This is a genomic window from Microbacterium tenebrionis, assembly GCF_903645325.1.
GTDB classification, from domain to species: domain Bacteria; phylum Actinomycetota; class Actinomycetes; order Actinomycetales; family Microbacteriaceae; genus Microbacterium; species Microbacterium tenebrionis.
Map to the genome: position 1 here is coordinate 219,582 of NZ_CAHJXQ010000002.1, position 19,114 is coordinate 238,695.

Annotated in this window: 23 protein-coding genes and 3 pseudogenes; 14 read left to right on the top strand and 12 right to left on the bottom strand. The window is 67.3% G+C overall.

Annotated features, from left to right (window positions below; translation table 11 throughout):
- Positions 1-83: 83 nt before the first annotated feature.
- From HWX58_RS04425 to xseA, 5 genes and pseudogenes are all read right to left on the bottom strand, one after another.
- Positions 84-1,478 carry a class II fumarate hydratase gene (locus HWX58_RS04425; RefSeq protein ID WP_175985827.1) on the bottom strand — a complete coding sequence of 465 codons (1,395 nt, stop codon included), beginning with the start codon at positions 1,476-1,478 and terminating at the stop codon, positions 84-86.
- Positions 1,475-2,149, bottom strand: a complete 675-nt coding sequence (locus HWX58_RS04430; RefSeq protein ID WP_175985828.1) for a carbonic anhydrase — start codon at positions 2,147-2,149, stop codon at positions 1,475-1,477. The genes HWX58_RS04425 and HWX58_RS04430 overlap by 4 nt, the downstream gene beginning before the upstream one ends.
- Positions 2,146-2,787 (bottom strand): DUF4245 family protein, encoded by a 642-nt coding sequence (locus HWX58_RS04435; protein WP_175985829.1) that lies wholly within the window; start codon positions 2,785-2,787, stop codon positions 2,146-2,148. The genes HWX58_RS04430 and HWX58_RS04435 overlap by 4 nt, the downstream gene beginning before the upstream one ends.
- Positions 2,784-3,023, bottom strand: a complete 240-nt coding sequence (locus HWX58_RS04440; protein WP_438268239.1) for an exodeoxyribonuclease VII small subunit — start codon at positions 3,021-3,023, stop codon at positions 2,784-2,786. The genes HWX58_RS04435 and HWX58_RS04440 overlap by 4 nt, the downstream gene beginning before the upstream one ends.
- Before the next feature lie 151 nt (positions 3,024-3,174).
- Positions 3,175-4,447, bottom strand: a pseudogene (xseA, locus tag HWX58_RS04445) (exodeoxyribonuclease VII large subunit).
- Positions 4,448-4,557: 110 nt separating this feature from the next.
- Between xseA and HWX58_RS04450 the strand changes: the two are divergent.
- The 3 genes from HWX58_RS04450 to HWX58_RS04460 are packed head-to-tail and all read left to right on the top strand — an operon-like array spanning position 4,558 to position 7,400.
- Entirely contained in the window at positions 4,558-5,595 is a 1,038-nt protein-coding gene (locus HWX58_RS04450) for a 4-hydroxy-3-methylbut-2-enyl diphosphate reductase (protein ID WP_175986135.1), read from the top strand.
- The gene (locus HWX58_RS04455; RefSeq protein ID WP_175985831.1) at positions 5,592-6,104 is read left to right on the top strand and encodes a DUF6264 family protein; all 513 of its coding nucleotides are present in this window, start codon (positions 5,592-5,594) and stop codon (positions 6,102-6,104) included. The genes HWX58_RS04450 and HWX58_RS04455 overlap by 4 nt, the downstream gene beginning before the upstream one ends.
- Positions 6,105-6,152: 48 nt before the next feature.
- Positions 6,153-7,400, top strand: a complete 1,248-nt coding sequence (locus HWX58_RS04460; RefSeq protein WP_175985832.1) for a hypothetical protein — start codon at positions 6,153-6,155, stop codon at positions 7,398-7,400.
- A 53-nt stretch (positions 7,401-7,453) separates the two neighbouring features.
- Here HWX58_RS04460 and fbaA read toward each other — a convergent pair whose 3' ends face one another.
- Positions 7,454-8,482 carry a class II fructose-bisphosphate aldolase gene (fbaA, locus tag HWX58_RS04465; RefSeq protein ID WP_175985833.1) on the bottom strand — a complete coding sequence of 343 codons (1,029 nt, stop codon included), beginning with the start codon at positions 8,480-8,482 and terminating at the stop codon, positions 7,454-7,456.
- Positions 8,483-8,665: 183 nt separating this feature from the next.
- Here fbaA and glpX point away from each other — a divergent pair, with 183 nt between their 5' ends.
- Both glpX and HWX58_RS04475 read left to right on the top strand, forming a co-directional pair.
- On the top strand, positions 8,666-9,652 hold the full coding sequence (gene glpX / locus HWX58_RS04470; protein ID WP_175985834.1) for a class II fructose-bisphosphatase: 987 nt from the start codon (positions 8,666-8,668) through the stop codon (positions 9,650-9,652).
- A gap of 122 nt (positions 9,653-9,774) precedes the next feature.
- On the top strand, positions 9,775-10,071 hold the full coding sequence (locus tag HWX58_RS04475; protein WP_175985835.1) for a hypothetical protein: 297 nt from the start codon (positions 9,775-9,777) through the stop codon (positions 10,069-10,071).
- On the opposite strand, the gene HWX58_RS04480 is transcribed toward HWX58_RS04475, so the two are convergent.
- Genes HWX58_RS04480 through HWX58_RS04490 form a run of 3 tightly spaced genes read right to left on the bottom strand, consistent with a single transcriptional unit; the run spans position 10,059 to position 12,476 of the window.
- Positions 10,059-11,384, bottom strand: coding sequence for a DNA recombination protein RmuC (locus HWX58_RS04480; protein ID WP_175985836.1), 1,326 nt, complete (start codon positions 11,382-11,384; stop codon positions 10,059-10,061). The genes HWX58_RS04475 and HWX58_RS04480 overlap by 13 nt on opposite strands.
- A gap of 55 nt (positions 11,385-11,439) precedes the next feature.
- On the bottom strand, positions 11,440-11,847 hold the full coding sequence (locus HWX58_RS04485) for an ankyrin repeat domain-containing protein (protein ID WP_175985837.1): 408 nt from the start codon (positions 11,845-11,847) through the stop codon (positions 11,440-11,442).
- Between the two features lie 35 nt (positions 11,848-11,882).
- Positions 11,883-12,476 carry a 3'-5' exonuclease gene (locus HWX58_RS04490; RefSeq protein WP_175985838.1) on the bottom strand — a complete coding sequence of 198 codons (594 nt, stop codon included), beginning with the start codon at positions 12,474-12,476 and terminating at the stop codon, positions 11,883-11,885.
- A gap of 59 nt (positions 12,477-12,535) precedes the next feature.
- On the opposite strand from HWX58_RS04490, the gene HWX58_RS04495 reads away from it, so the two are divergent.
- Both HWX58_RS04495 and ychF read left to right on the top strand, forming a co-directional pair.
- Positions 12,536-13,135 (top strand): class I SAM-dependent methyltransferase, encoded by a 600-nt coding sequence (locus HWX58_RS04495; protein WP_175985839.1) that lies wholly within the window; start codon positions 12,536-12,538, stop codon positions 13,133-13,135.
- 136 nt (positions 13,136-13,271) lie between these two features.
- Positions 13,272-14,345 carry a redox-regulated ATPase YchF gene (gene ychF, locus HWX58_RS04500; protein WP_175985840.1) on the top strand — a complete coding sequence of 358 codons (1,074 nt, stop codon included), beginning with the start codon at positions 13,272-13,274 and terminating at the stop codon, positions 14,343-14,345.
- A gap of 104 nt (positions 14,346-14,449) precedes the next feature.
- On the opposite strand, the gene HWX58_RS04505 is transcribed toward ychF, so the two are convergent.
- Together HWX58_RS04505 and HWX58_RS15025 are read right to left on the bottom strand one after the other, a co-directional pair.
- A complete protein-coding gene (locus tag HWX58_RS04505) occupies positions 14,450-15,439 on the bottom strand; it encodes an SRPBCC family protein (RefSeq protein WP_175985841.1) in 990 nt (329 codons plus the stop codon).
- On the bottom strand, positions 15,436-15,681 hold the full coding sequence (locus tag HWX58_RS15025) for a hypothetical protein (protein WP_118912208.1): 246 nt from the start codon (positions 15,679-15,681) through the stop codon (positions 15,436-15,438). Before HWX58_RS15025 ends, HWX58_RS04505 begins: the two co-directional genes overlap by 4 nt.
- A gap of 202 nt (positions 15,682-15,883) precedes the next feature.
- On the opposite strand from HWX58_RS15025, the gene HWX58_RS04510 reads away from it, so the two are divergent.
- The 3 genes from HWX58_RS04510 to HWX58_RS04520 are packed head-to-tail and all read left to right on the top strand — an operon-like array spanning position 15,884 to position 16,945.
- Positions 15,884-16,165, top strand: a complete 282-nt coding sequence (locus HWX58_RS04510) for a type II toxin-antitoxin system RelE/ParE family toxin (protein WP_175985842.1) — start codon at positions 15,884-15,886, stop codon at positions 16,163-16,165.
- Positions 16,152-16,454, top strand: a complete 303-nt coding sequence (locus tag HWX58_RS04515; protein ID WP_175985843.1) for a HigA family addiction module antitoxin — start codon at positions 16,152-16,154, stop codon at positions 16,452-16,454. The genes HWX58_RS04510 and HWX58_RS04515 overlap by 14 nt, the downstream gene beginning before the upstream one ends.
- Positions 16,455-16,465: 11 nt before the next feature.
- Positions 16,466-16,945, top strand: coding sequence for a nucleotidyltransferase domain-containing protein (locus HWX58_RS04520; protein WP_227530503.1), 480 nt, complete (start codon positions 16,466-16,468; stop codon positions 16,943-16,945).
- A gap of 80 nt (positions 16,946-17,025) precedes the next feature.
- Here HWX58_RS04520 and HWX58_RS04525 read toward each other — a convergent pair whose 3' ends face one another.
- Positions 17,026-17,208 carry a hypothetical protein gene (locus HWX58_RS04525; protein WP_175985845.1) on the bottom strand — a complete coding sequence of 61 codons (183 nt, stop codon included), beginning with the start codon at positions 17,206-17,208 and terminating at the stop codon, positions 17,026-17,028.
- 21 nt (positions 17,209-17,229) lie between these two features.
- Between HWX58_RS04525 and HWX58_RS04530 the strand changes: the two genes are divergently transcribed.
- From HWX58_RS04530 to HWX58_RS04540, 4 genes and pseudogenes are all read left to right on the top strand, one after another.
- Entirely contained in the window at positions 17,230-17,583 is a 354-nt protein-coding gene (locus HWX58_RS04530) for a DUF1801 domain-containing protein (RefSeq protein WP_175985846.1), read from the top strand.
- 437 nt (positions 17,584-18,020) lie between these two features.
- Positions 18,021-18,467 carry a P-loop nucleotide/nucleoside kinase family protein gene (locus tag HWX58_RS04535; RefSeq protein ID WP_175986136.1) on the top strand — a complete coding sequence of 149 codons (447 nt, stop codon included), beginning with the start codon at positions 18,021-18,023 and terminating at the stop codon, positions 18,465-18,467.
- Positions 18,468-18,616: 149 nt separating this feature from the next.
- Positions 18,617-18,897 (top strand): annotated as a pseudogene (locus HWX58_RS15360) (type II toxin-antitoxin system RelE/ParE family toxin).
- Positions 18,884-19,056: pseudogene (locus HWX58_RS04540) on the top strand (HigA family addiction module antitoxin); the annotation flags it as partial. The pseudogenes HWX58_RS15360 and HWX58_RS04540, both read left to right, overlap by 14 nt.
- Positions 19,057-19,114: the final 58 nt, after the last annotated feature.

Sequence of the window (19,114 nt, forward strand, 5' to 3'; positions counted from 1 at the left end):
CCGATCTGCTGACGAAGTGGTGAGAAACGTCAGCAGATCGGGGACGAGTCAGCGGATCGGGGCGGAGTAAGGGCCGCGGCGCGTCAGCCCGGGTGGGTCATCGAGAGCAGGTCGAGCTTCTCGTCCAGCTGCTCGAGCGTGATCTCGCCGCGCTCGACGTAGCCGAGGTCGATGACGGCGTCGCGCACGGTCATGCCCTTGGCGACCGCGTGCTTGGCGATCTTCGCGGCGGCCTCGTAGCCGATGACCTTGTTCAGCGGGGTGACGATCGACGGGCTCATGCCGGCGAAGGCCGCTGCGCGCTCGGTGTTCGCCTGCAGGCCGTCGATGGTCTTGTCGGCGAGGACGCGGACGGCGTTACCGAGCAGGCGGATCGACTCGAGAAGGGCCGTGCCCATGACGGGGATCGCGACGTTGAGCTCGAAGGAACCGGATGCTCCGGCCCAGGCCACGGTCGCGTCGTTGCCGATGACGCGCGCGCACACCATGAGCACGGCCTCGGGGACGACGGGGTTCACCTTGCCGGGCATGATCGACGAACCGGGCTGCAGGTCGGGGATGTGCAGCTCGCCCAGGCCGGTGTTCGGGCCGGAGCCCATCCAGCGCAGGTCGTTGTTGATCTTCGTCAGCGACACCGCGATCGTGCGCAGGGCACCGGAGGTCTCGACGAGTCCATCGCGGTTGGCCTGCGCCTCGAAGTGGTCCTTGGCCTCGGTGATCGGCAGCTCGGTCTCGGCTGCGAGCAGCTCGATGACCTTCTGCGGGAAGCCGAGCGGCGTGTTGATGCCGGTGCCGACGGCCGTGCCGCCCAGGGGCACCTCGGCGACGCGGGGGAGTGCCGACTGCACGCGCTCGATGGCGAGGCGGATCTGACGGGCGTAGCCGCCGAACTCCTGGCCGAGGGTGACGGGCGTGGCGTCCATCAGGTGCGTGCGGCCCGACTTGACGGCGTCCTTCCACAGCTCGGCCTTCGCCTCGAGCGCCACGGCGAGGTGGTCGAGGGAGGGGATGAGCGTGTCGATCAGCGCCTGCGTGACGGCGATGTGCACCGACGTCGGGAAGACGTCGTTGGACGACTGCGAGGCGTTGACGTGGTCGTTCGGGTGGACGGCGGAACCGAGGATGCCGGTGGCGAGCGTCGCCAGCACCTCGTTCATGTTCATGTTCGACGAGGTGCCGGATCCGGTCTGGTAGGTGTCGACGGGGAACTCGCCGTCGTGCTTGCCCGAGGCGACCTCGTCGGCGGCCTGCGCGATCGCATCGGCGATGGCGCCGTCCAGAGTGCCGAGCTCCTTGTTCGCGAGGGCCGCGGCCTTCTTGATCCGCGCGAGAGCGGCGATCTGCGCCGACTCCAGGCCCCTGCCCGAGATCGGGAAGTTCTCCACGGCGCGCTGGGTCTGGGCGCTGTACAGCGCGTTGACGGGCACCCGCACCTCGCCCATCGTGTCATGCTCGATGCGGAATTCGGTCTCGGTCACTTCGATCCCTCCTGGTCTGCGAGGTCGTCCGTCGACCCCGTGTCGATTCCAACGGTGATGACGGGCACGGCCGTGCCCTCGGAAAGCCGGTAGTTCGCGCCCACGATGCCCAGGCGTCCCTCGGCGACGGCGTCGCTGATCAACTCGGACGACTGCAGCAGGTTCGCGACGGTGTTGCGCAGGTGCTCGCGCCCGACCTGTTCGGCGTCGATGTCGTCCGGAGTCGTGCCGCCGTTGGCGGCCAGAACCTTGCGGGCGGCGGGGATGATCGGCGCGATGAGCTTCCAGATGTGCGGCGGCAGGGGAGCGGCGTCGATGGCGGTGCCGTCGATCGCCGCCCGGACGGCCCCGCACGAGTCGTGCGCGAGCACGACGATGAGCGGGACCTGCAGGACCTCGACGGCGTACTCGAGGCTGCCCACGATCGACTCGCCGATCACCTGGCCGGCGTTGCGCACGACGAACAGGTCGCCCAGTCCCTTGTCGAAGATGATCTCGGCGGCGAGGCGCGAGTCGGCGCATCCGAACAGCGTCGCCATCGGGTTCTGACCGTCCGCGAGCTCGTGCCGCTTCTCGACGTTCTGATTCGGATGCCGCGGCTCACCGGCGACGACACGCCGATTGCCGTCGAGCATCTCCTGCCAGGCAGCGGTGGGGGTGAGCACGGTCATTCTGCCTCCGAAATGGTCTGGATCTGCGGGACGAGCGTTTCGGCGAGCTCAGCGGTGGAATCGGCCGATCGCGACCCGTACAGCAGCACGTAGTCGTCTCCTGCTTGAGTGCCCAACGCATAGCTGACGTTGTTGTCGGTCCTGCCGGCGAGTTCGTAGACGTCCCAGTCGAGCCCGCCGATGCGGGTCGTGTCCGTCGGCGCCGATCCGTTCAGCACCTGAGGGGCCCAGGATGCATCGGTGTCGAAGGCCTGGCCGACGCGGATGAATCCGCGCTCGCTCTCGTCTGCGGGGGCGAGGGTGACGTTCCACACGGTGGTGGCGCCGCCCTGCAGCTCGGCGGCGTTGACCCGCCAGAAGTCGCCGAGTTCCGGGACGATGACGGGGCCGTCCATGGTCGATTCGACGTCGGCGGCGATGCGGGCGACGTCGACCTCGGGGGTGGATGCCGGCTCACCGCGCGGCACGGCGAAGATGATGACGGCGACCACAGCGAGAGTGATGATGAGGGCTGCGATGAGATTGCGGAACGACTGGCTGGCGCGGTAGTTCCTGCTGAACTCGGCCTTGCGCGCGGCGGTCTCCTCGGGAGTCTCCGGGCGTCCGAGCTCGGCGACGACGGGAGGCTGCTTGCTCACGACTCGTCCTCGTCTGCGTCGTCGGATGCCTCGGGACGAGTCGCCTCGAGGCGGCGCTTCGCTCCCAACAGCCACTCCTCGCACCGCGCAGCCAGAGCCTCGCCGCGCTCCCACAGGGCGAGCGAGTGCTCGAGGGTGGGTGCGCCCTGTTCGAGTTCCGCGACGACGCGAACGAGCTCGTCGCGAGCGGCCTCGAACGACAGGGTCTCCACAGGGGTCGCGTTCGGCGCAGTCACGCCTTCCATCCTACGACTCCGCGCCGACCGCGCCGCCGCGCCCGCCGCTGCTCGGTCGCTGCCCGCCCGCGAGAATTGCTCTGCGCGATGAGAATGCCGTTGTCAGCATCCCCGTTTCGTCGTGCAACGCGATTCTCGCGTAGGAGGGGCCTCAGGTGCTCTCGGCGATCTCGCCGTCCGAGCGCGCGGCGAGCGAACCGCGGTTGACCGTGATGGTCAGCGCGGTGCCGGCGGGGGCATCGGCGGCATCCCGCAGAATCACACCGCCGTCGAGGTGCACGATCGCGTAGCCGCGGGCGAGGGTCGCCGCGGGCGACAGCGCCCGCAGGGAGGCGCGCAGCTCGGAGGTCTTCCTGGATGCCGCGTCGAGGTGACGGGCGACCGTGTCGCGGCCGCGGGACAGCAGCAGCCACAGCTCCTGCGCACGATCCGCGATGATCGGTTCGGGGGAGCGCAATACGGGCCTGGAGCGCAGCTGCTCGAGCTGTGCGATGTCGTGCGAGATGCGCTGGGTGAGCCGGGATGTCGCACGGGCGCGCAACTGACCGATCAGGCCCGCCTCGCCGACATCGGGCACGACGCGCTTGGCGGCATCCGTCGGAGTCGGCGCGGAGGTCCGCGACATCGTCGAGGATCGGGTGGTCGTTCTCGTGCCCGATGGCCGAGACGACGGGGGTGGATGCCGCCGCCACGGCCCGCACGAGGCGCTCATCGCTGAAGCCCAGCAGCGTCTGCGGGTCGCCGCCCCCGCGAGCGATGATGATCACGTCGACCTCGGGGTCGGCATCCAGTCGCTGCAGCGCTGCGAGCGTCTCGGGAACGCACCGGTCGCCCTGCACGGCGGCGTACTCGGTGCGGAATCGCACCTGCGGCCAGCGCAGCTCGGCGTTGCGGTGCACGTCCTTCTCGGCATCCGATCGCTCGCCGGTGATGAGCCCGATCACGTGGGGGAGGAACGGCAGAGGCTTCTTGCGGCCCTCATCGAACAGACCCTCCTGCCGCAGTTGCGCGCGCAGCTTCTCGAGCCGCTCGAGCTGATCGCCGAGCCCCACGTGCTTCATGCTCGAGACGGTGAAGCTGAAATCGCCCGCCTTGGCGAAGTAGTCCGCCTTCACCGCCGCGACGACATGGTCGCCGACCCCGAGATCCGCGGGGATGCGGCCGCGCACGCTCGACCAGATGCGGATCGCGATCTGCGCGTCGGACTGGGTGTCCTTGAGGCGGCCGAAGACGTTGCCGCCGCGGACGTTCCACGAGGTGATCTCGCCCTCGACCCACACCGTGTTCCAGCGCGCGACGAAGTCGCGGATGGTGCCGTTGAGCCGGGCGACGGAGGTGGGGGCATCGGCTGTCGAGTCGCGGGGCGCGACGGCATCCGCGGGTGGGGTGCCGCCGTTCGCGGGAGACGCCTCGAAGACGGTCATCGGGTCCTTCCGTGTGCGTGATGCCCGAATCTTCGCCCAGGCCCTTCCATGGCGCCCGTCGGTAGACTCGAGGGGTGAGCCAGGCCACCGTACATCTTCCCGTTCCCCGCATCCCTCGGTCGCGGGGGGCGCGGCTTCAGAATAACCCGGTCGACGGACACAAGCGCGTACTCCTGGCGGCCCCGCGCGGTTACTGCGCCGGCGTGGACCGCGCGGTCGTCGCCGTCGAGAAGGCGCTGGAGCGCTACGGCGCACCGGTGTACGTGCGCAAGCAGATCGTGCACAACATCCATGTCGTCACCGAGCTCGAGCAGAAGGGCGCGATCTTCGTCGAGGAGGTCGACGAGGTGCCCGAGGGCGCTCACGTCGTCTTCAGTGCGCACGGCGTCTCGCCGGCCGTCGTGAACGCGGCATCCGACCGCGGCCTGCACGCGATCGACGCCACCTGCCCCCTGGTCACGAAGGTGCACCGCGAGGCGGTGCGCTTCGCCCGCGACGACTACGAGATCCTGCTCATCGGCCACGACGGTCACGAAGAGGTCGAGGGCACGGCAGGCGAGGCGCCCGACCACGTGACCATCGTCAACTCTCCCGAAGAAGCCGACACGGTCCAGGTGAAGGATCCGTCGAAGGTCGTCTGGCTCTCGCAGACCACGCTGTCGGTCGACGAGACCATGGAGACGGTGAACCGGCTGCGCACGCGCTTCCCCGAGCTGCACAACCCGCCGTCCGATGACATCTGCTACGCCACGCAGAACCGTCAGGTCGCGATCAAGAAGGTCGCGAAGGATGCCGATCTCGTGATCGTCGTCGGATCGTCGAACTCGTCGAACTCGGTGCGCCTCGTCGAGGTCGCACTCGAATACGGTGCGAAGGCCGCCTACCGCGTCGACTACGCCGAAGAGGTCAAGCAGGAGTGGCTCGACGGCGTCGCCACGGTCGGTGTCACCAGCGGCGCGTCGGTTCCGGAAGTCCTCGTCCGCGAGGTGCTGGAAGCCCTGAGCGCCGCCGGCTACGAGGACGTCGAAGAGGTCCGCACGGCCGAAGAGGACCTGATGTTCTCGCTGCCCAAGGAACTGCGTCAGGACATCTCGGGTCAGCGCGACACGCGGGCCCTGGGCGGGCGCACGGGATCCGCCGCCTCATGACCGAGCGCCCGCAGTACGGCGAATTCGCCACGCCGGAGGAGCAGCGCAGACTTGCCGGACTGCCGCCGGTCGAGGAGCAGCCTCCAGCCCCGGCCGTGGCCGCATCGCCGGAGCCGGTCGCGCAGAGCCGCGAGCCCCGTCGGTGGGACAGGATCATCACGATCGCCCTGCTCGTGTACGGGGTCTTCAACGTCTTCATGACCGGCATGTCGTACCTCGACCTGCCCGGCGTGATGAACGAGAGCATGCGCATCCTGGGTATCGAGGGAGAGTTCACGAACTTCGACCAGGCCCGGGTCTGGGGCACGATTGCCGCGATCGTCCTCGTGGCGGGCTGGGTCATCACCGCGCTGATCTCGGTGCGGAGGCTGCGTGCGTCGAAGCTCGCGTGGTGGGTGCCGTTGGTCGGCGCCGTCGTGACGATGCTCGTCGCGTCGGTGTGCATCAGCATCCCGATGGTGGGGGACCCGGCCTTCCAGGCTTACTTGGCCGGCGCCGGCGCGTCCTAGACCTGGCAACCGGTCTGAGGCCGGCGAGAGCGTGGTTAGGCTCGAAGCATGGATCAGAACAGTCTCGGCGTGCAGCTCTCCTACGCTTCCGTGGACCGCGGCGACGGCAGCGATCCACGCGCCGCGGCGACCGAGGTCCTGCGCTCCGTGCGTGCGCTCGCCGCGGTGCGCGACGCGACCATCGCCTGGGGTGACGCGGACGAGGCCGTGCTGCTGATCCCGGTGACCGACGACGATCAGGTCCTCACGCTGACGGACGAGGACACGATCGCGACAGAGCTGACGATCGGGTCGCTCCGGGACGCTTTCGCGGATGCCGGGCTGAACCTGTGGATCGACGGCGGCGAGAGCGTCGACTTCGACGAGTTCGAGGCGGAGTTCACCGCCGATGAGGAATCAGCGGTGGAGCATGTCGACGAGGACCTGCCCGATGAAGACGAGGACGATCTCGACCCGGAGCTGTTCGAGCCGCAGCCGGTCGATGTCGCGGCCTTCTCGCATCGGGGACCGGTTGCGGCCCGGTTCCTCGCGGAGGTGAACGGCACCGATGTGGTCCATGCCGAGTCCGGCACGTGGTCGCTGCAGCGCTTCCGCACTACCGAGCCGACGGGGGCCTGGCCGTCGTCGGCGGCCGAACTTCCCCTGATCGAGCTCAACCGGACCGGAGACGGCGGCAGCTGGATCGAGGTCACGGCCCGCGCCAACGAGACCGTCCCGTTCTGGACGGATGCCGAGCGCGACACGCTGCCGGTTCTCGACATCGCGTCGATCGCGGTGCCCGAGACCGCTGAGGTGTACCGGCGGCTTCTGGCGGAGGGCGACGGAACCAGGGATGAGCTCGAGGTCCTCGGCGCCCGCGGCGTCGTGGACGTCGACGCTGCGCACCGTGCTCTCGTCGCGGAGTCGCTCGGAGGTGTGGTCGGGTCCGAGGCGCGCCTGCGAGCGTTCCTCGCGGCGTTCCGCATTCCAGCCGGCCTGATCGATTCCGCGCTGAGCGCACAGATACCGGTCGGTCAGCGCTTCGCGCCGTCCGGATGGATCGCCGCGATCGGGGAGAGCTTCCTCTCCGGGATCGGAGAGTCGACGCCGCTGACGCGGCGGGAGACGCCGTGGGCGCGGGTCGTCCGGTTCGTGCGCGCGCGGCCCGCGGTCGGTCTCGCGGTCGGCGCTGCAGAACTCGTGAGCGGAGCCGTCCTTGCGCGGCGCCGCGGAGTCGGACGCGTGGCCGGCATTCTGCTCATCGTGGATGCGGTCGCGGATCTCGTGATCTGGGCGATGCGCCTGTCGCGTCGATGACGCAGATCAGGCCCCGGACGGTGCGGTCCGAGGCCTGATCCGGGGCGATGCGGTCAGCTCTGCGACTGGCCGTAGGAGCCGAGCTGCCTGGTCGACTCGACGACGCGAGCGGCCATGGCCGACTCGGCGACCTTGCCCCAGGCGCGCGGGTCGTACTGCTTCTTGTTGCCGACCTCGCCGTCGACCTTGAGGACGCCGTCGTAGTTCTTGAACATGTAGTCGGCGATCGCACGGGTGAACGCGTACTGCGTGTCGGTGTCGATGTTCATCTTGATGACGCCGTTCGCGACCGCGGTGGCGATCTCCTCGTCGGTGGAGCCCGAGCCGCCGTGGAAGACGAGGTCGAGGGGCTTGGGGCCGGTGCCGTACTTGGCGGCGACCTGCTCCTGGATCTCGCCGAGGAGCTCGGGGCGCAGCTTCACGCCGCCCGGCTTGTAGACGCCGTGCACGTTGCCGAAGGTGAGTGCGGCGATGTAACGGCCCTGCTCGCCGAGACCGAGAGCTTGGACGGCCTGGTCGACGTCCGCGAACGTCGTGTAGAGCGCGTCGTTGGAGCCCTCGTGCTGGACGCCGTCCTCTTCGCCGCCGACGACGCCGATCTCGATCTCGAGGATGGCGCCTATGGCCTTCATACGGGGGAGCAGATCCTTCGCGATCTGGATGTTCTCCTGCAGCGGCACAGCGGAGCCGTCCCACATGTGCGACTGGAAGATCGGGTTGCGTCCGGCCTTGACCTCTTCCGCGGATGCCGCGATCAGGGGCTCGACGAAACCGGCAAGGGCGTCCTTGGGGCAGTGGTCGGTGTGCAGCGCAACCGTGACGGGGTAGTTCTTGGCGACCTCGGTGGCGAAGCGGGCGAAGGCCAGGGCGCCAGTCGCGCGGGCCTTGACGGTGTGGCCGGCGAAGTAGTCGGCGCCGCCGGTGGTGACCTGGATGATGCCGTCCGAGCCCGCCTCGGTGAGGCCCTGGAGCACGGCGTTGACGGTCTGCGAGCTGGAGACGTTGAACGCGGGATACGCGAAGCCACCGGCCTTCGCGCGGTCGAGCATCTCTGCGTACTGTTCCGGGGTGGCGACGGGCATGGAAACTCCTGCGATAGATGAAGCCGGGACAGTGCTCACTCTATCGTCGGTGGTGCGGGATGCCGCAGCCTTCGGGCCGCCCTGTAACCGCGGTCTTCGCGAACGTTAAGAAACGCGATTCCTTCGCGGCATATCGCGCGAAACAGCGGGCGGTCTGACGTGCCCGCTGGCTAGGCTGGCCCCATGGTGAGTCTGACGGCCGATATGAGCCCGCTGCGTCCCGATCGAAACCTCGCACTCGAGCTGGTGCGCGCGACCGAGGCGGCGTCGATCAGGGCGGTGCCGTTCATCGGACGCGGCGACAAGGAAGCCGCGGACGGTGCGGCCGTCGACGCCATGCGAGCGTTCCTGGGGACCGTGAACTTCCAGGGCAGGGTCGTCATCGGCGAGGGCGAGAAGGACAACGCGCCCATGCTGTTCAACGGCGAGGTCGTCGGCTCCGGCCGCGGTCCGGAGTGCGACATCGCCGTCGACCCGATCGATGGCACCTCGCTCACTGCTGCCGGGCGTCAGAACGCCCTCTCGGTCATCGCCGTCTCCGACCGGGGGACGATGCTCGACGCGTCCAGCGTCTTCTACATGGACAAGCTCGTGACCGGTCCTGCCGGTGTGGGCGTCGTCGACATCAACCTTCCCGTTGGTGAGAACGTCCGACTGCTGGCGAAGGCACTGGGCAAGCCGGTCGATGAGGTCGTCGTCTCGGTGCTGAACCGCCCGCGCCACGAGAAGCTCATCGAGGAGATCCGCGAGGCGGGCGCCGGCACCCGCCTCATGAGCGACGGCGATGTCGCGGGCGGCATCAACGCCGCCCGCCACGGCGCGCGCACCGACATGTGCGTCGGTGTCGGCGGCAGCCCCGAGGGCATCGTCACCGCGTGTGCGATCAAGGCGCTCGGCGGGCACATCCAGGGCCGGCTCTGGCCGCGCGACGATGACGAGCGGCAGCGCGGTATCGACGCCGGACTGAAGATGGACCACGTCTACGAGGCCGACGAGCTCGTCCAGGGCGACAACACCATCTTCGTCGCGACCGGTGTCACGGACGGCCAGCTCGTGGCGGGTGTGCGCCGCGAGGGCAACTACGTCTACACCGAGTCGGTCGTGCTGCGCGGTGCCTCGGGAACGCTGCGCCGCATCTCGTCGGAGCACCTCGTCTCGAAGTGGCTCTGACGCCCGAACTCGCCTCCGGATAGAGCGGCCACGAGCCGTCCTTCCCGCGGTTCTCAGGCATTGCTGGCACAATGGATGGCGTCGCCGGAAGGCTCAGGGCGACACCACCGGGAGGGCAAGAGATGACCACGGGACAGACGGGCAGCCACGAGAAGTCGGCACCGGTGCAGATGGTCACCACCAACACCGGTCGCATTCTGCGGATCTCACCGGAAGACGAAGCCGCCCGCGCAGCCGCGGCTGCGGCCGCGACCACTGCGGCACCGGCGAACATGGATCCCGCGCGCCGGACGGACGTGCTGTTCCGGGTGCGCCGTGCCGAGGGGCATGAGCTGAGCCCCTGGTGGATGGTCGGCGCGTTCCTCGTGACGTCGGGTCTCGTGATCGCCCTGCTGAGCTGGGTTCCCTACAGCGCCTGACCCCTGCCGACCCCATCCGTGATCGAATCGTCGGCGACTCGGTGGCGCACCGATCCGAGGTCGGCTTCGATCTCGACGACCGGTCGGTCGGTTGCCGGCTCGCCGTCGCTTCCCGCGTCGACGGTCAGTTCAGGGGCTGTGAACTTGCGCGGGCTGTTCGTGATCACCGGCGGCGCGGCGTCCAGCGCTGACGCATCGATGCCGGGGAACTGCCGCGCCGTCACGAGTACACGCGTCTCCAACGAACCGGCGAAGCGGTTGTAGCTGTCCACCGTGCGCTCGAGCGCGCGCCGGAGGTCGTCGGCATGGCCGGCCAGGGTGCCCAGCCGGTCGAACAGCTGCGTGCCGAGGGCGAGCAGGTTGCGGGCCTCGGTCGACACCTCCTGCTGAGTCCAGGTGTAGGCCACGGTCTTCAGCACTGCCCAGAGGTTGACCGGTGACGCAAGCGCGACGCGTTTGCCGAACGCGTAGTCGAGCAGCACAGGATCCTCATCGATGGCAGCGGCCAGCAGAGACTCACTGGGCAGGAAGCAGATCACGAACTCGGGGCTCGCGTCGAGCCCTGACCAGTAGGCCTTCTTCGCCAGCGCGTCGACGTGTGCACGAACCGCTTTGACGTGCTTCTGCATGTGCTGCCGTCGCTGCGCGTCGTGCGCATCGCCGCCCGGCAGTGCTGTCGCTTCGAGGTACGCATCGAGGGGCACTTTCGCATCGACAGCGATCGAGGTGCCGCCCGGAAGCCGCACGATCATGTCCGGTCGGCCCTGTCCTCGGTCGGACGAGATGGTCGACTGCAGATCGAAGTCGACGTGTCTGGTGAGACCAGCTGCCTCGACGACCCGACGCAGTTGGGTCTCGCCCCACACGCCCCTCGTCGATGTCGAGCGCAGTGCCCCTGCGAGCGACTCGGTCGTTGCGCGCAGCGCCTCATCCGACTCCTGCGCCCTGCGCAGCTGCTCGGCCAGCGAGCCGAACTGCGCGTGCCGCTCCTGCTCGAGCGACGCCACCTTGCTCTGCATCTGCTGCAGCGACTCGCGCACAGGGGCGAGCGCGGTGAGGACCGCGTTCTGCTGCTGCACCCGGTCGGCCTCGGCCCGCTGCTGGGCACGGGCGTGCTCGACGGCATCCCGGTACAGGTCGTACTGCCGGTCACGGTCGTCTCGAGCGGCGGAGAGCTCTGCCTGAACGCGCGCGAGGTCGGTCGCACTCGCCGACTGCTGCGCTGAGGATCGAGCGGCGCGTGCGAACCACCCGACGGCGCCCCCGGCGGCGAGGGCCGCGAGAGCCAGAACCACGATCAACAGAGCATCCATACCGCCATGATGCCGACGGCCACGGACATCGCCGCGTAGACGCCCCGCGGCGTATTCAGTCCGCGGCGTGCTCCTCGAGGATCGCGCGCATGTCGGTGAGTCCGAACTGGTCGGCGATCGCGAGCGCGGAGAGCGTGCCGGCATTCTGATCGGCACCGGCATCCAGCAGCATCCGGAGCAGCGTCTCGTTCTTGCGGAACACGGCGCACGAGATCGCCGTCTGGCCGTTGCCGTTGACCGCATCCAGTGCGGCGCCGCGTCGGATCAGATCCGCGACCGTGTGCTCCTCCTCGGCATAGGTCGCGACGATCAGGAACGTGTCGCCGCGCGGATTCCGGAGGTCGATCGGCACACCGGCGTCGATCATCTCGCCGAGCGGTCCGGTGCGCCCCTGGCGCGCGAGGTCGAAGGTGCCCTCGATGACTTCGAGGCTGACGGGGGAGTCGCCGGAAGGATTCGTCATGCTCTCATTCTCGCGTGACGTGAGCGCGAATGCGCTCAGGCCGCACGAGCCTGGGCGGCAGCCGCTGGAGCATCCGTCACCCGCAGGCTCAGCGCTGTCGCGAGCGCGTGCACGTCGGCGGCGCCCATGCGTCGCGCCGAATCGATGACGATCTCCGCGCACGCGCGGGCATCCGCGAGGGCGTCATGGTGCGAGAACTCCGCGAACCCGGCGGCGGCCGCGGCCATCGGCAGCCGGTAGGACTCGAGGTCGTAGACCTTGCGGGCGACCTGCAGGCTGCACAGCGAACGGTAGGGCGGGCACTCCAGGTCGGTGACCTCGGATGCCGTGCGCAGCACCTTCAGGTCGAATCCGGCGTTGTGCGCCACCAGGACGTCGGCTCCGGCGAAAGCGCACAGCCTGTCGAACTGCTCGGTCCAGGTCGCGGCTTGCACGACATCCTGGGGGCGGATGCCGTGGATCCTGATGTTCCACTCCTGGAATTCGTCGTGGCCCGCGGGCGGGCGGATCAGCCATCCCGCCGTCGCGACGACCCGCCCGTCACGGACGCGCACGAGGCCGACGGAACACGCCGAAGCCGGGCTGGAGTTCGCAGTCTCGAAGTCGATCGCAGTGAAGTCCAGGGGCACGTCTTCACCCTCTCCCCGCGCCCTGCTCGATCGGCGCAGGCGCGCCGTAGGCTTTCGGCATGCGCGATGAGCGGGCGACATCCTTCGGTGCGGCGGCGGGCGACTACGAGGCGGCGCGACCCGACTATCCGTTCGAAGCCGTGGCCTGGATGCTCGAGCAGCTGCCGCGCGGATCGCGCCGTGTCGCGGATGTCGGTGCCGGAACGGGCAAGCTGACCCGCGTGCTGACGGATGCTCCGGACGCGGAGGTGATCGCGATCGATCCGGACGCCGCGATGCTCGCGCAGCTGCGCGAGAGCGTGCCGGGGGTGCCGACATTCCTCGGAACGGCCGAACGCCTGCCGGTTCCTGACGCGAGCCTGGATGCCGTCGTCCTCGGCCAGGCCTGGCACTGGGTCGATCCGGTCATGGGGTCCGCCGAGATCGGGCGAGCGGTCCGTTCGGGCGGAACGCTCGGGCTCATCTGGAATCTGCGGGACGACAGCGCGCCGTGGGTCATGCGTCTGACCGAGATCATGCGCACCTCTCCCGCGTCGGGCATGTTCGACGGGGACGGCCCGACGGTCGGCGAGCCGCTGTTCGACGAGCTCGGCCTGCACGGCGACGCCACCATCGACCTCCCGTACGTGACGCGCGCGTTCCGCGCCGTCCGCGCGTGAGGCGCACGAACTGAACGGCGTCGCCCAGCCCGTGCACAGCTTCGGAGCCTGGCGCCGACACGCCGCGTGATCGCGCCGGACGACGGCGCGCCCTGCGCGGCATCCGAAGTTGTGCTCGCCGGTAGACTCTTACCCCGTGGCTCTCACTATCGGCATCGTCGGCCTGCCCAACGTCGGCAAGTCCACCCTCTTCAACGCCCTGACCAAGAACGACGTGCTCGCGGCGAACTATCCGTTCGCGACGATCGAGCCGAACGTCGGCGTCGTCAGCCTGCCCGATTCGCGCCTGGACGTGCTGGCGGGCATCTTCGGCAGCGAGCGGATCCTGCCTGCGACGGTGTCTTTCGTCGACATCGCCGGCATCGTGCGCGGTGCGAGTGAGGGGGAGGGGCTCGGCAACCAGTTCCTCGCCAACATCCGCGAGGCGGACGCCATCGCCCAGGTCGTACGCGGATTCGCCGACGACGACGTCGTGCACGTCGACGGCGCCATCAACCCGCAGGGCGACCTCGAGACGATCAACGCCGAGCTCATGCTCGCCGACCTGCAGACCGTTGAGAAGGCGCTGCCGCGGTACGAGAAGGAGGTCAAGCAGAAGAAGCTCGACCCGTCCGTCCTCGAGGCGGCCAACGCGGCGAAGGATGCTCTGGAGCGCGGCGTGCTGCTGTCGACGTCGGGCATCGACCTCGCTCCGATCAAGGAGCTGGGCCTTCTGACCTCGAAGCCCGTCATCTTCGTCTTCAACGTCGATGAGGCGGTGCTGACGGATGCTGCACGCAAGGCCGAGCTGGAGGCACTGGTCGCACCGGCCAAGGCGATCTTCCTCGACGCGAAGATCGAATCCGAGCTCATCGACCTCGACCCTGAGGACGCTGCTGAGCTGCTCGCATCCACCGGCCAGGACGAATCGGGGCTCGACCAGCTCGCCCGCATCGGCTTCGACACGCTGGGTCTGCAGACGTACCTGACCGCCGGCCCCAAGGAGGCCCGCGCCTGGACGATCGGCAAGGGCTGGAAGGCGCCGCAGGCAGCCGGTGTCATCCACACCGACTTCGAGAAGGGCTTCATCAAGGCCGAGATCATCTCGTTCGACGACCTCGTCGAGACGGGCTCGGTCGTCGAAGCCCGCTCCAAGGGCAAGGCGCGCCTCGAGGGCAAGGACTACGTCATGCAGGATGGCGACGTGGTTGAATTCCGGTTCAACGTTTAGTCGCGTTCCGCCTCAACATCTGATTCGAGTGCCCGGATCTCCCACAGGGAGATCCGGGCACTCGATCTACGTGCGACCAGCAGGCGAGTCGCCGCAGCATGGGGCTAGCGAAATGTTCGGCTGATCGCGCTGCCAGTCTGGAACAGGGTGATCCACACCAGGAACTTCTGGATGGGACGCAGCGGCCATGCGACAAGTCCTCGCCACCCTCGGCGTCGCGACCAAGACCTAGTGATCCGCAGCTGTGTGCCACCGGTCGCGTTCGCCAAGGCGAATTCAGTCAGAACCGAATTGCTCTGCGCGACGTCGGGATAGCCGAAGCTCCATGCGATCCTGTCCGGTCGGTGAATTGCGATGAGCTCAACACTGCGTCGACGAAACTGAGGTTTGATCTTCACAGGCTTGCCGTCTGGATAGGTTGCGGGTGCCGTGCCCTCCCAGACCGTACCCGGCTTCGCTTCTTGACTGGTCTGGTCGAGAGTGCCGATGCTCGGCTCCCACTCGGGGATACGTGCGGGATCTGTGAGGAACGCCCACACTTCGTCCAGTGGTGCGGATATGAAATTCTCAGTCGTTCCCGTGGTCCGCCCCTTCACTTTCGCTGAGACGGGCATGGACTTTATAGAGGGCGAGTCGGCCCGATCGAGGCGTTCGATGAGCGCATCGGATGTCGTGCCAAGGCGGCCGAGGATACCGGTGATAAGGCCGCTGGGTTCTGCGACGAGTTCCCGGAGAACGGCGGCAGCGTCGCCTGGCTTGCCTTTGCTGCTGGACTTCGCGATGAGGTCCCGAGCGCGACGAGTCCACTCGTACCCATCCGTCTCATGGAACACGATGCGCCCGGCCTCGGGGAACGACGCCTCGATGCCGAGTGAGGTCAGCTGTGCATCATGTTGTTCCTCCACGGCGAGACGGGCGCTATCAAGGTCGATACCCAGCTCGCGCAGTGCGCGGCCGGCGGATTGGTCGTTGATGACCAATGCGAGGAACAGGTGGTCGATGTCGGCTTCGCGGAGCCCGAGCCGGGATGCTTCCTCCATGGCGGCCAGGGAAAGCGCTTGGCTGGTCTGAGCGGCGCGGACGAGTCTGTTCATCTGTTCCTCCTGGATGTCGAGATCGCGGGGTCAATTCTTTTGGAATGCTTCTTGTGGGCGGCTTGTCGCGTCACTCCGAGCGCGTCGGCGATCTCCTGCCAACTCATGCCCGAACGCAACGCGGCCTCGACCTGCCGAAGTTCCAAGGTGTCCGCGAGCACGCGTAACGACGCTACGGCCCGCAATCCTGCTTTCGGGTCGCTGGTATCGGCTGCTACTGCTGCGATCCGTGGAGACTCCATGCCGTCAACCTATGTTGCTAAGTGACGAGTTGTCAACCTGGGTTGCTTCCTCGCTCGTCAGGCTTGGTATTCGCAGGGTCAGGAGAGGGACGACGCTTCGGGGGAGTCGCCGGGTTCTGAGAGGTTGGTATGTGCCGGAACTCGGTGGAGTTCTGATTTTAACGTATAGCGTTATTGACGCTCCGCGTTATACACTGGTCTCGTGATCAGATCGTTCGGCAGCAAGGACACCGAGCGTCTGTGGCGTCGTGAGCGCGTGCGGTCCATCGATCCCAGGATCTATCGGGTTGCTCTGCGCAAGCTGCGTCAGGTGGGGTCGGCGGAGGTGCTCGACGACCTTCGCGTCCCGCCGGGCAACCGGCTCGAAGCACTGAAGGGTGATCGGGTCGGGCAGTACAGCATCAGGATCAACGACCAGTGGCGAATCTGCTTCGTGTGGACGGATGCTGGGCCAGAGGAGGTGGAGATCGTTGACTATCACTGACAGGATCGAGCCGATCCACCCTGGAGAGGTCCTCATGGAGGACTTCATCGAGGGGTTCGGGATCACTCAGAACAAGCTCGCCGTGTCGATCGGGGTGCCGCCGCGTCGGATCAATGAGATCGTGCACGGCAAGCGGGGGATCACCGCGGACACCGCGTTGCGGCTGGCGAAGTACTTCGGCACGTCGGCTGAGTTCTGGATCAACCTGCAAAGCCACTACGAGCTGGATCGCGCAGAGGATGCTGCAGGGGATCAGATCGCGTCGATCACGCCGCTGCAGGTCGCGTGATGTCTGGAGGGATGGACGCCGAGGAGGTCGTCCGCGTCGTCGACTGGCTCGACGAGCGCTCTGTCGTGTACCAGGTGAACGGCGGCTGGGCTGTCGATGCCTTGGTCGGATCCCAGTCCAGGACGCACGGAGACCTGGACCTCTTCGTCGACGCTGGACAAGTCGACACCCTCATCGAGTGGCTGTCCGGTCGTGGGTACGAGGTCGTCGAGGATTGGCGACCGATTCGTGTGGAGCTGCGATCGGGCGATCGGGCTGTCGACATCCACCCGATGACGCTGGACGCAGCCGGTGACGGTGTCCAGAAGGGTTTCGGGGACGAGACCTTCGCCCATCGTGCTCGCGATCGTGCTGAGGGGATGATTCGTGGTCGCCCAGTGGTCGTAGCGACTGCGGCGAGGCTCGTGGAGTTGAGGTCAGGATATGAGCTCCGGCCTGAGGACCATCACGATCTCGAGTTGCTCCGGGGGCTGGGTGACGGCAGAGGATGAGCGACGTCGACGCGTCTCGACCGAAGATGGTTCTCCGTGCCGGAACTCGGTCGAGTTCCGATTCAACGTGTGAGGAGGTTTCAAATCAGCGCGTGCGATCCGCCCCCATATTGGTTAACCTGATGGTGGTGGTGCGCCACCGACTGCGCTTCCACGTGGCCAACCACGTGAATCATCGCGGAGAGGCCTGAGCGGTTCAGGACATGTCCGGATGGGGTGCGGCGCAATTGATGCGCCGACTTCATTTCGCCGATGCCCGGCATCGGCTGACGAGAGGACATGAAATGGCATCGAAGGATGAGAAGAACCTCGCCCAGGTGGTCGACAAGATCGCGAAGATGGACGAACCGGAGCGGTCACTCGTGCAGCGCGTGCACGAGATCATCATGGCCGCCGCGCCTAAGCTGAAGCCGCGGATCTGGTACGGCATGCCTGCCTACGCTCTGTCCGCGAGCACGCCTGCACTGGTGACGCTGCGCAATGACGAACGCGTCAACCTCGCTCTCACCGAGAAGGTCGCGCTCCGCCCTGCGGGCGGTTCCGACGGGACACTAATGCCCGCTGCATGGTACTTCGACACGATCAACGAACCCGCGGCGAAGCGCATCGCGGAGATCGTCCGCTCGGCGGTTTCCTGAGCGCGGCGCTCACTGGACCAGGCGGGCGTGCCGTCCACCGATCCTCCGGGTCCGCCACTTCCTGTCTCTCCATTGCACTCGTCGCCGGAGTGGCCAGACGGCGAGATCGATCTTCGAGGGCGCGCTTGGTGACCCGCATACCGCTAACGCTGACGTAATGCGGTCGAGTTCCGGTTCAACGTGTAGCGGAACTCCCATCCGCACGGGGAACACGGCTGCGCGAGCGTCGTGGATATCGACGTCGGGGAGATGGATTACTGCCTCCATGCGTCCGAGTTGAGCATGCCGCTCGCGCCTGGACGGGTTCGGGCAGGCTCGTACTGACTCGGATTGGTCTTCGGGCGCGAGCCGCTTCCCGTGGATACGCCATCGGTGCGGTCGAACAAGTCGGCCAGGGGTATGTCCGTAGACTGATACCCATGGTTCGGGTCGTCTTCATGTGCGGACCGGCGGGGTCAGGCAAGTCGACCGTCGCTCGTCGGATGGAGGCAGACGGATTCGTTCGGCTCTCGTTCGATCAAGAGGCCTGGGGCAGGGGCATCCGACACATGCCGCTGACAGATGATGCGCATCGCGAGATCGAGATCGAGCTCCGACGTCGTCTCGTGGATCTCGTCGAAGATGGACGTGAGGTCGTGCTCGACTTCTCCTTCTGGTCGCGTGCCATGAGGGAGGAATGGAGGCATGTGCTGGAACCGTTCGGGGTGGTCCCTGAGACGATCTACCTTTCGACTGACCGTGAGGCGTGTTTGCGGCGTGTGGCCTCGCGCAGACGCTCACACAGCGACGATTTCGCTCTGGATACGGCGACCGCCGCAAGGTACTTCGATCACTTCGAGCCTCCGACTCCTGATGAGGGACCCGTGACCGTGCTTGTGGTGTGATCTGTCAACCAGGAAGATCCCGGTGCCACGAGATCCCCGCCTGTCGGGTGCATCAGTCGCCGAATTCCAGAGGTTGGTCCGTGCGAGGCTCGGCCGAGTTCAGGTTTAACGTCTAGCGCTATTAACGGCCCGCGGTATTCCCCGGTCGCGTGATCAGATCGTTCGGTAGCAAGGAGACCGAACGGCTGTGGCGTCGTGAGCGCGTGCGCTCGATCGATCCGAGGATCCATCGAGTCGCGTTGCGCAAGCTACGCCAGGTGGGATCTGCGGCGGTGCTCGATGACCTTCGCGTCCCACCCGGTAATCGGCTCGAGGCGCTGAATGGTGATCGAGCCGGTCAGCGCACATCGGGATCAAAGACCAGTGGCGGATCTGCTTCGTGTGGACGGACGCCGGACCGGAGGAGGTGGAGATCGTTGACTACCACTGACAAGATCGAGCCGATCCACCCGGGCGAGGTCCTCATGGAGGACTTCATCGAGGGCTTGGGATCACGCAGAACAAGCTCGCCGTGTCGATCGGGGTGCCGCCGCGGCGGATCAACGAGATCGTGCACGGCAAGCGGGGGATCACCGCAGATACCGCAGTGGAATTTCGTTTTGCCGTATAACCTCTGGTTGCGCGTGGTGTCATGCGCTTCCTCTGCG

Bases quoted from the DNA above. Each gene is read 5' to 3' on its own strand.
- HWX58_RS04505 (WP_175985841.1), bottom strand. From the start codon at position 15,439: ATGAACAGACTCGTCCGCGCCGCTCAGACCAGCCAAGCGCTTTCCCTG.
- HWX58_RS15025 (WP_118912208.1), bottom strand. From the start codon at position 15,681: ATGGAGTCTCCACGGATCGCAGCAGTAGCAGCCGATACCAGCGACCCG.
- fbaA (WP_175985833.1), bottom strand. From the start codon at position 8,482: ATGCCCGTCGCCACCCCGGAACAGTACGCAGAGATGCTCGACCGCGCG.
- HWX58_RS04495 (WP_175985839.1), top strand. From the start codon at position 12,536: ATGCGCGATGAGCGGGCGACATCCTTCGGTGCGGCGGCGGGCGACTAC.
- HWX58_RS04460 (WP_175985832.1), top strand. From the start codon at position 6,153: ATGGATCAGAACAGTCTCGGCGTGCAGCTCTCCTACGCTTCCGTGGAC.
- HWX58_RS04475 (WP_175985835.1), top strand. From the start codon at position 9,775: ATGACCACGGGACAGACGGGCAGCCACGAGAAGTCGGCACCGGTGCAG.
- HWX58_RS04455 (WP_175985831.1), top strand. From the start codon at position 5,592: ATGACCGAGCGCCCGCAGTACGGCGAATTCGCCACGCCGGAGGAGCAG.
- HWX58_RS04485 (WP_175985837.1), bottom strand. From the start codon at position 11,847: ATGACGAATCCTTCCGGCGACTCCCCCGTCAGCCTCGAAGTCATCGAG.
- HWX58_RS04535 (WP_175986136.1), top strand. From the start codon at position 18,021: ATGTGCGGACCGGCGGGGTCAGGCAAGTCGACCGTCGCTCGTCGGATG.
- HWX58_RS04480 (WP_175985836.1), bottom strand. From the start codon at position 11,384: ATGGATGCTCTGTTGATCGTGGTTCTGGCTCTCGCGGCCCTCGCCGCC.
- HWX58_RS04530 (WP_175985846.1), top strand. From the start codon at position 17,230: ATGGCATCGAAGGATGAGAAGAACCTCGCCCAGGTGGTCGACAAGATC.
- glpX (WP_175985834.1), top strand. From the start codon at position 8,666: ATGGTGAGTCTGACGGCCGATATGAGCCCGCTGCGTCCCGATCGAAAC.
- HWX58_RS04430 (WP_175985828.1), bottom strand. From the start codon at position 2,149: ATGACCGTGCTCACCCCCACCGCTGCCTGGCAGGAGATGCTCGACGGC.
- HWX58_RS04520 (WP_227530503.1), top strand. From the start codon at position 16,466: ATGGACGCCGAGGAGGTCGTCCGCGTCGTCGACTGGCTCGACGAGCGC.
- HWX58_RS04525 (WP_175985845.1), bottom strand. From the start codon at position 17,208: ATGCCGGGCATCGGCGAAATGAAGTCGGCGCATCAATTGCGCCGCACC.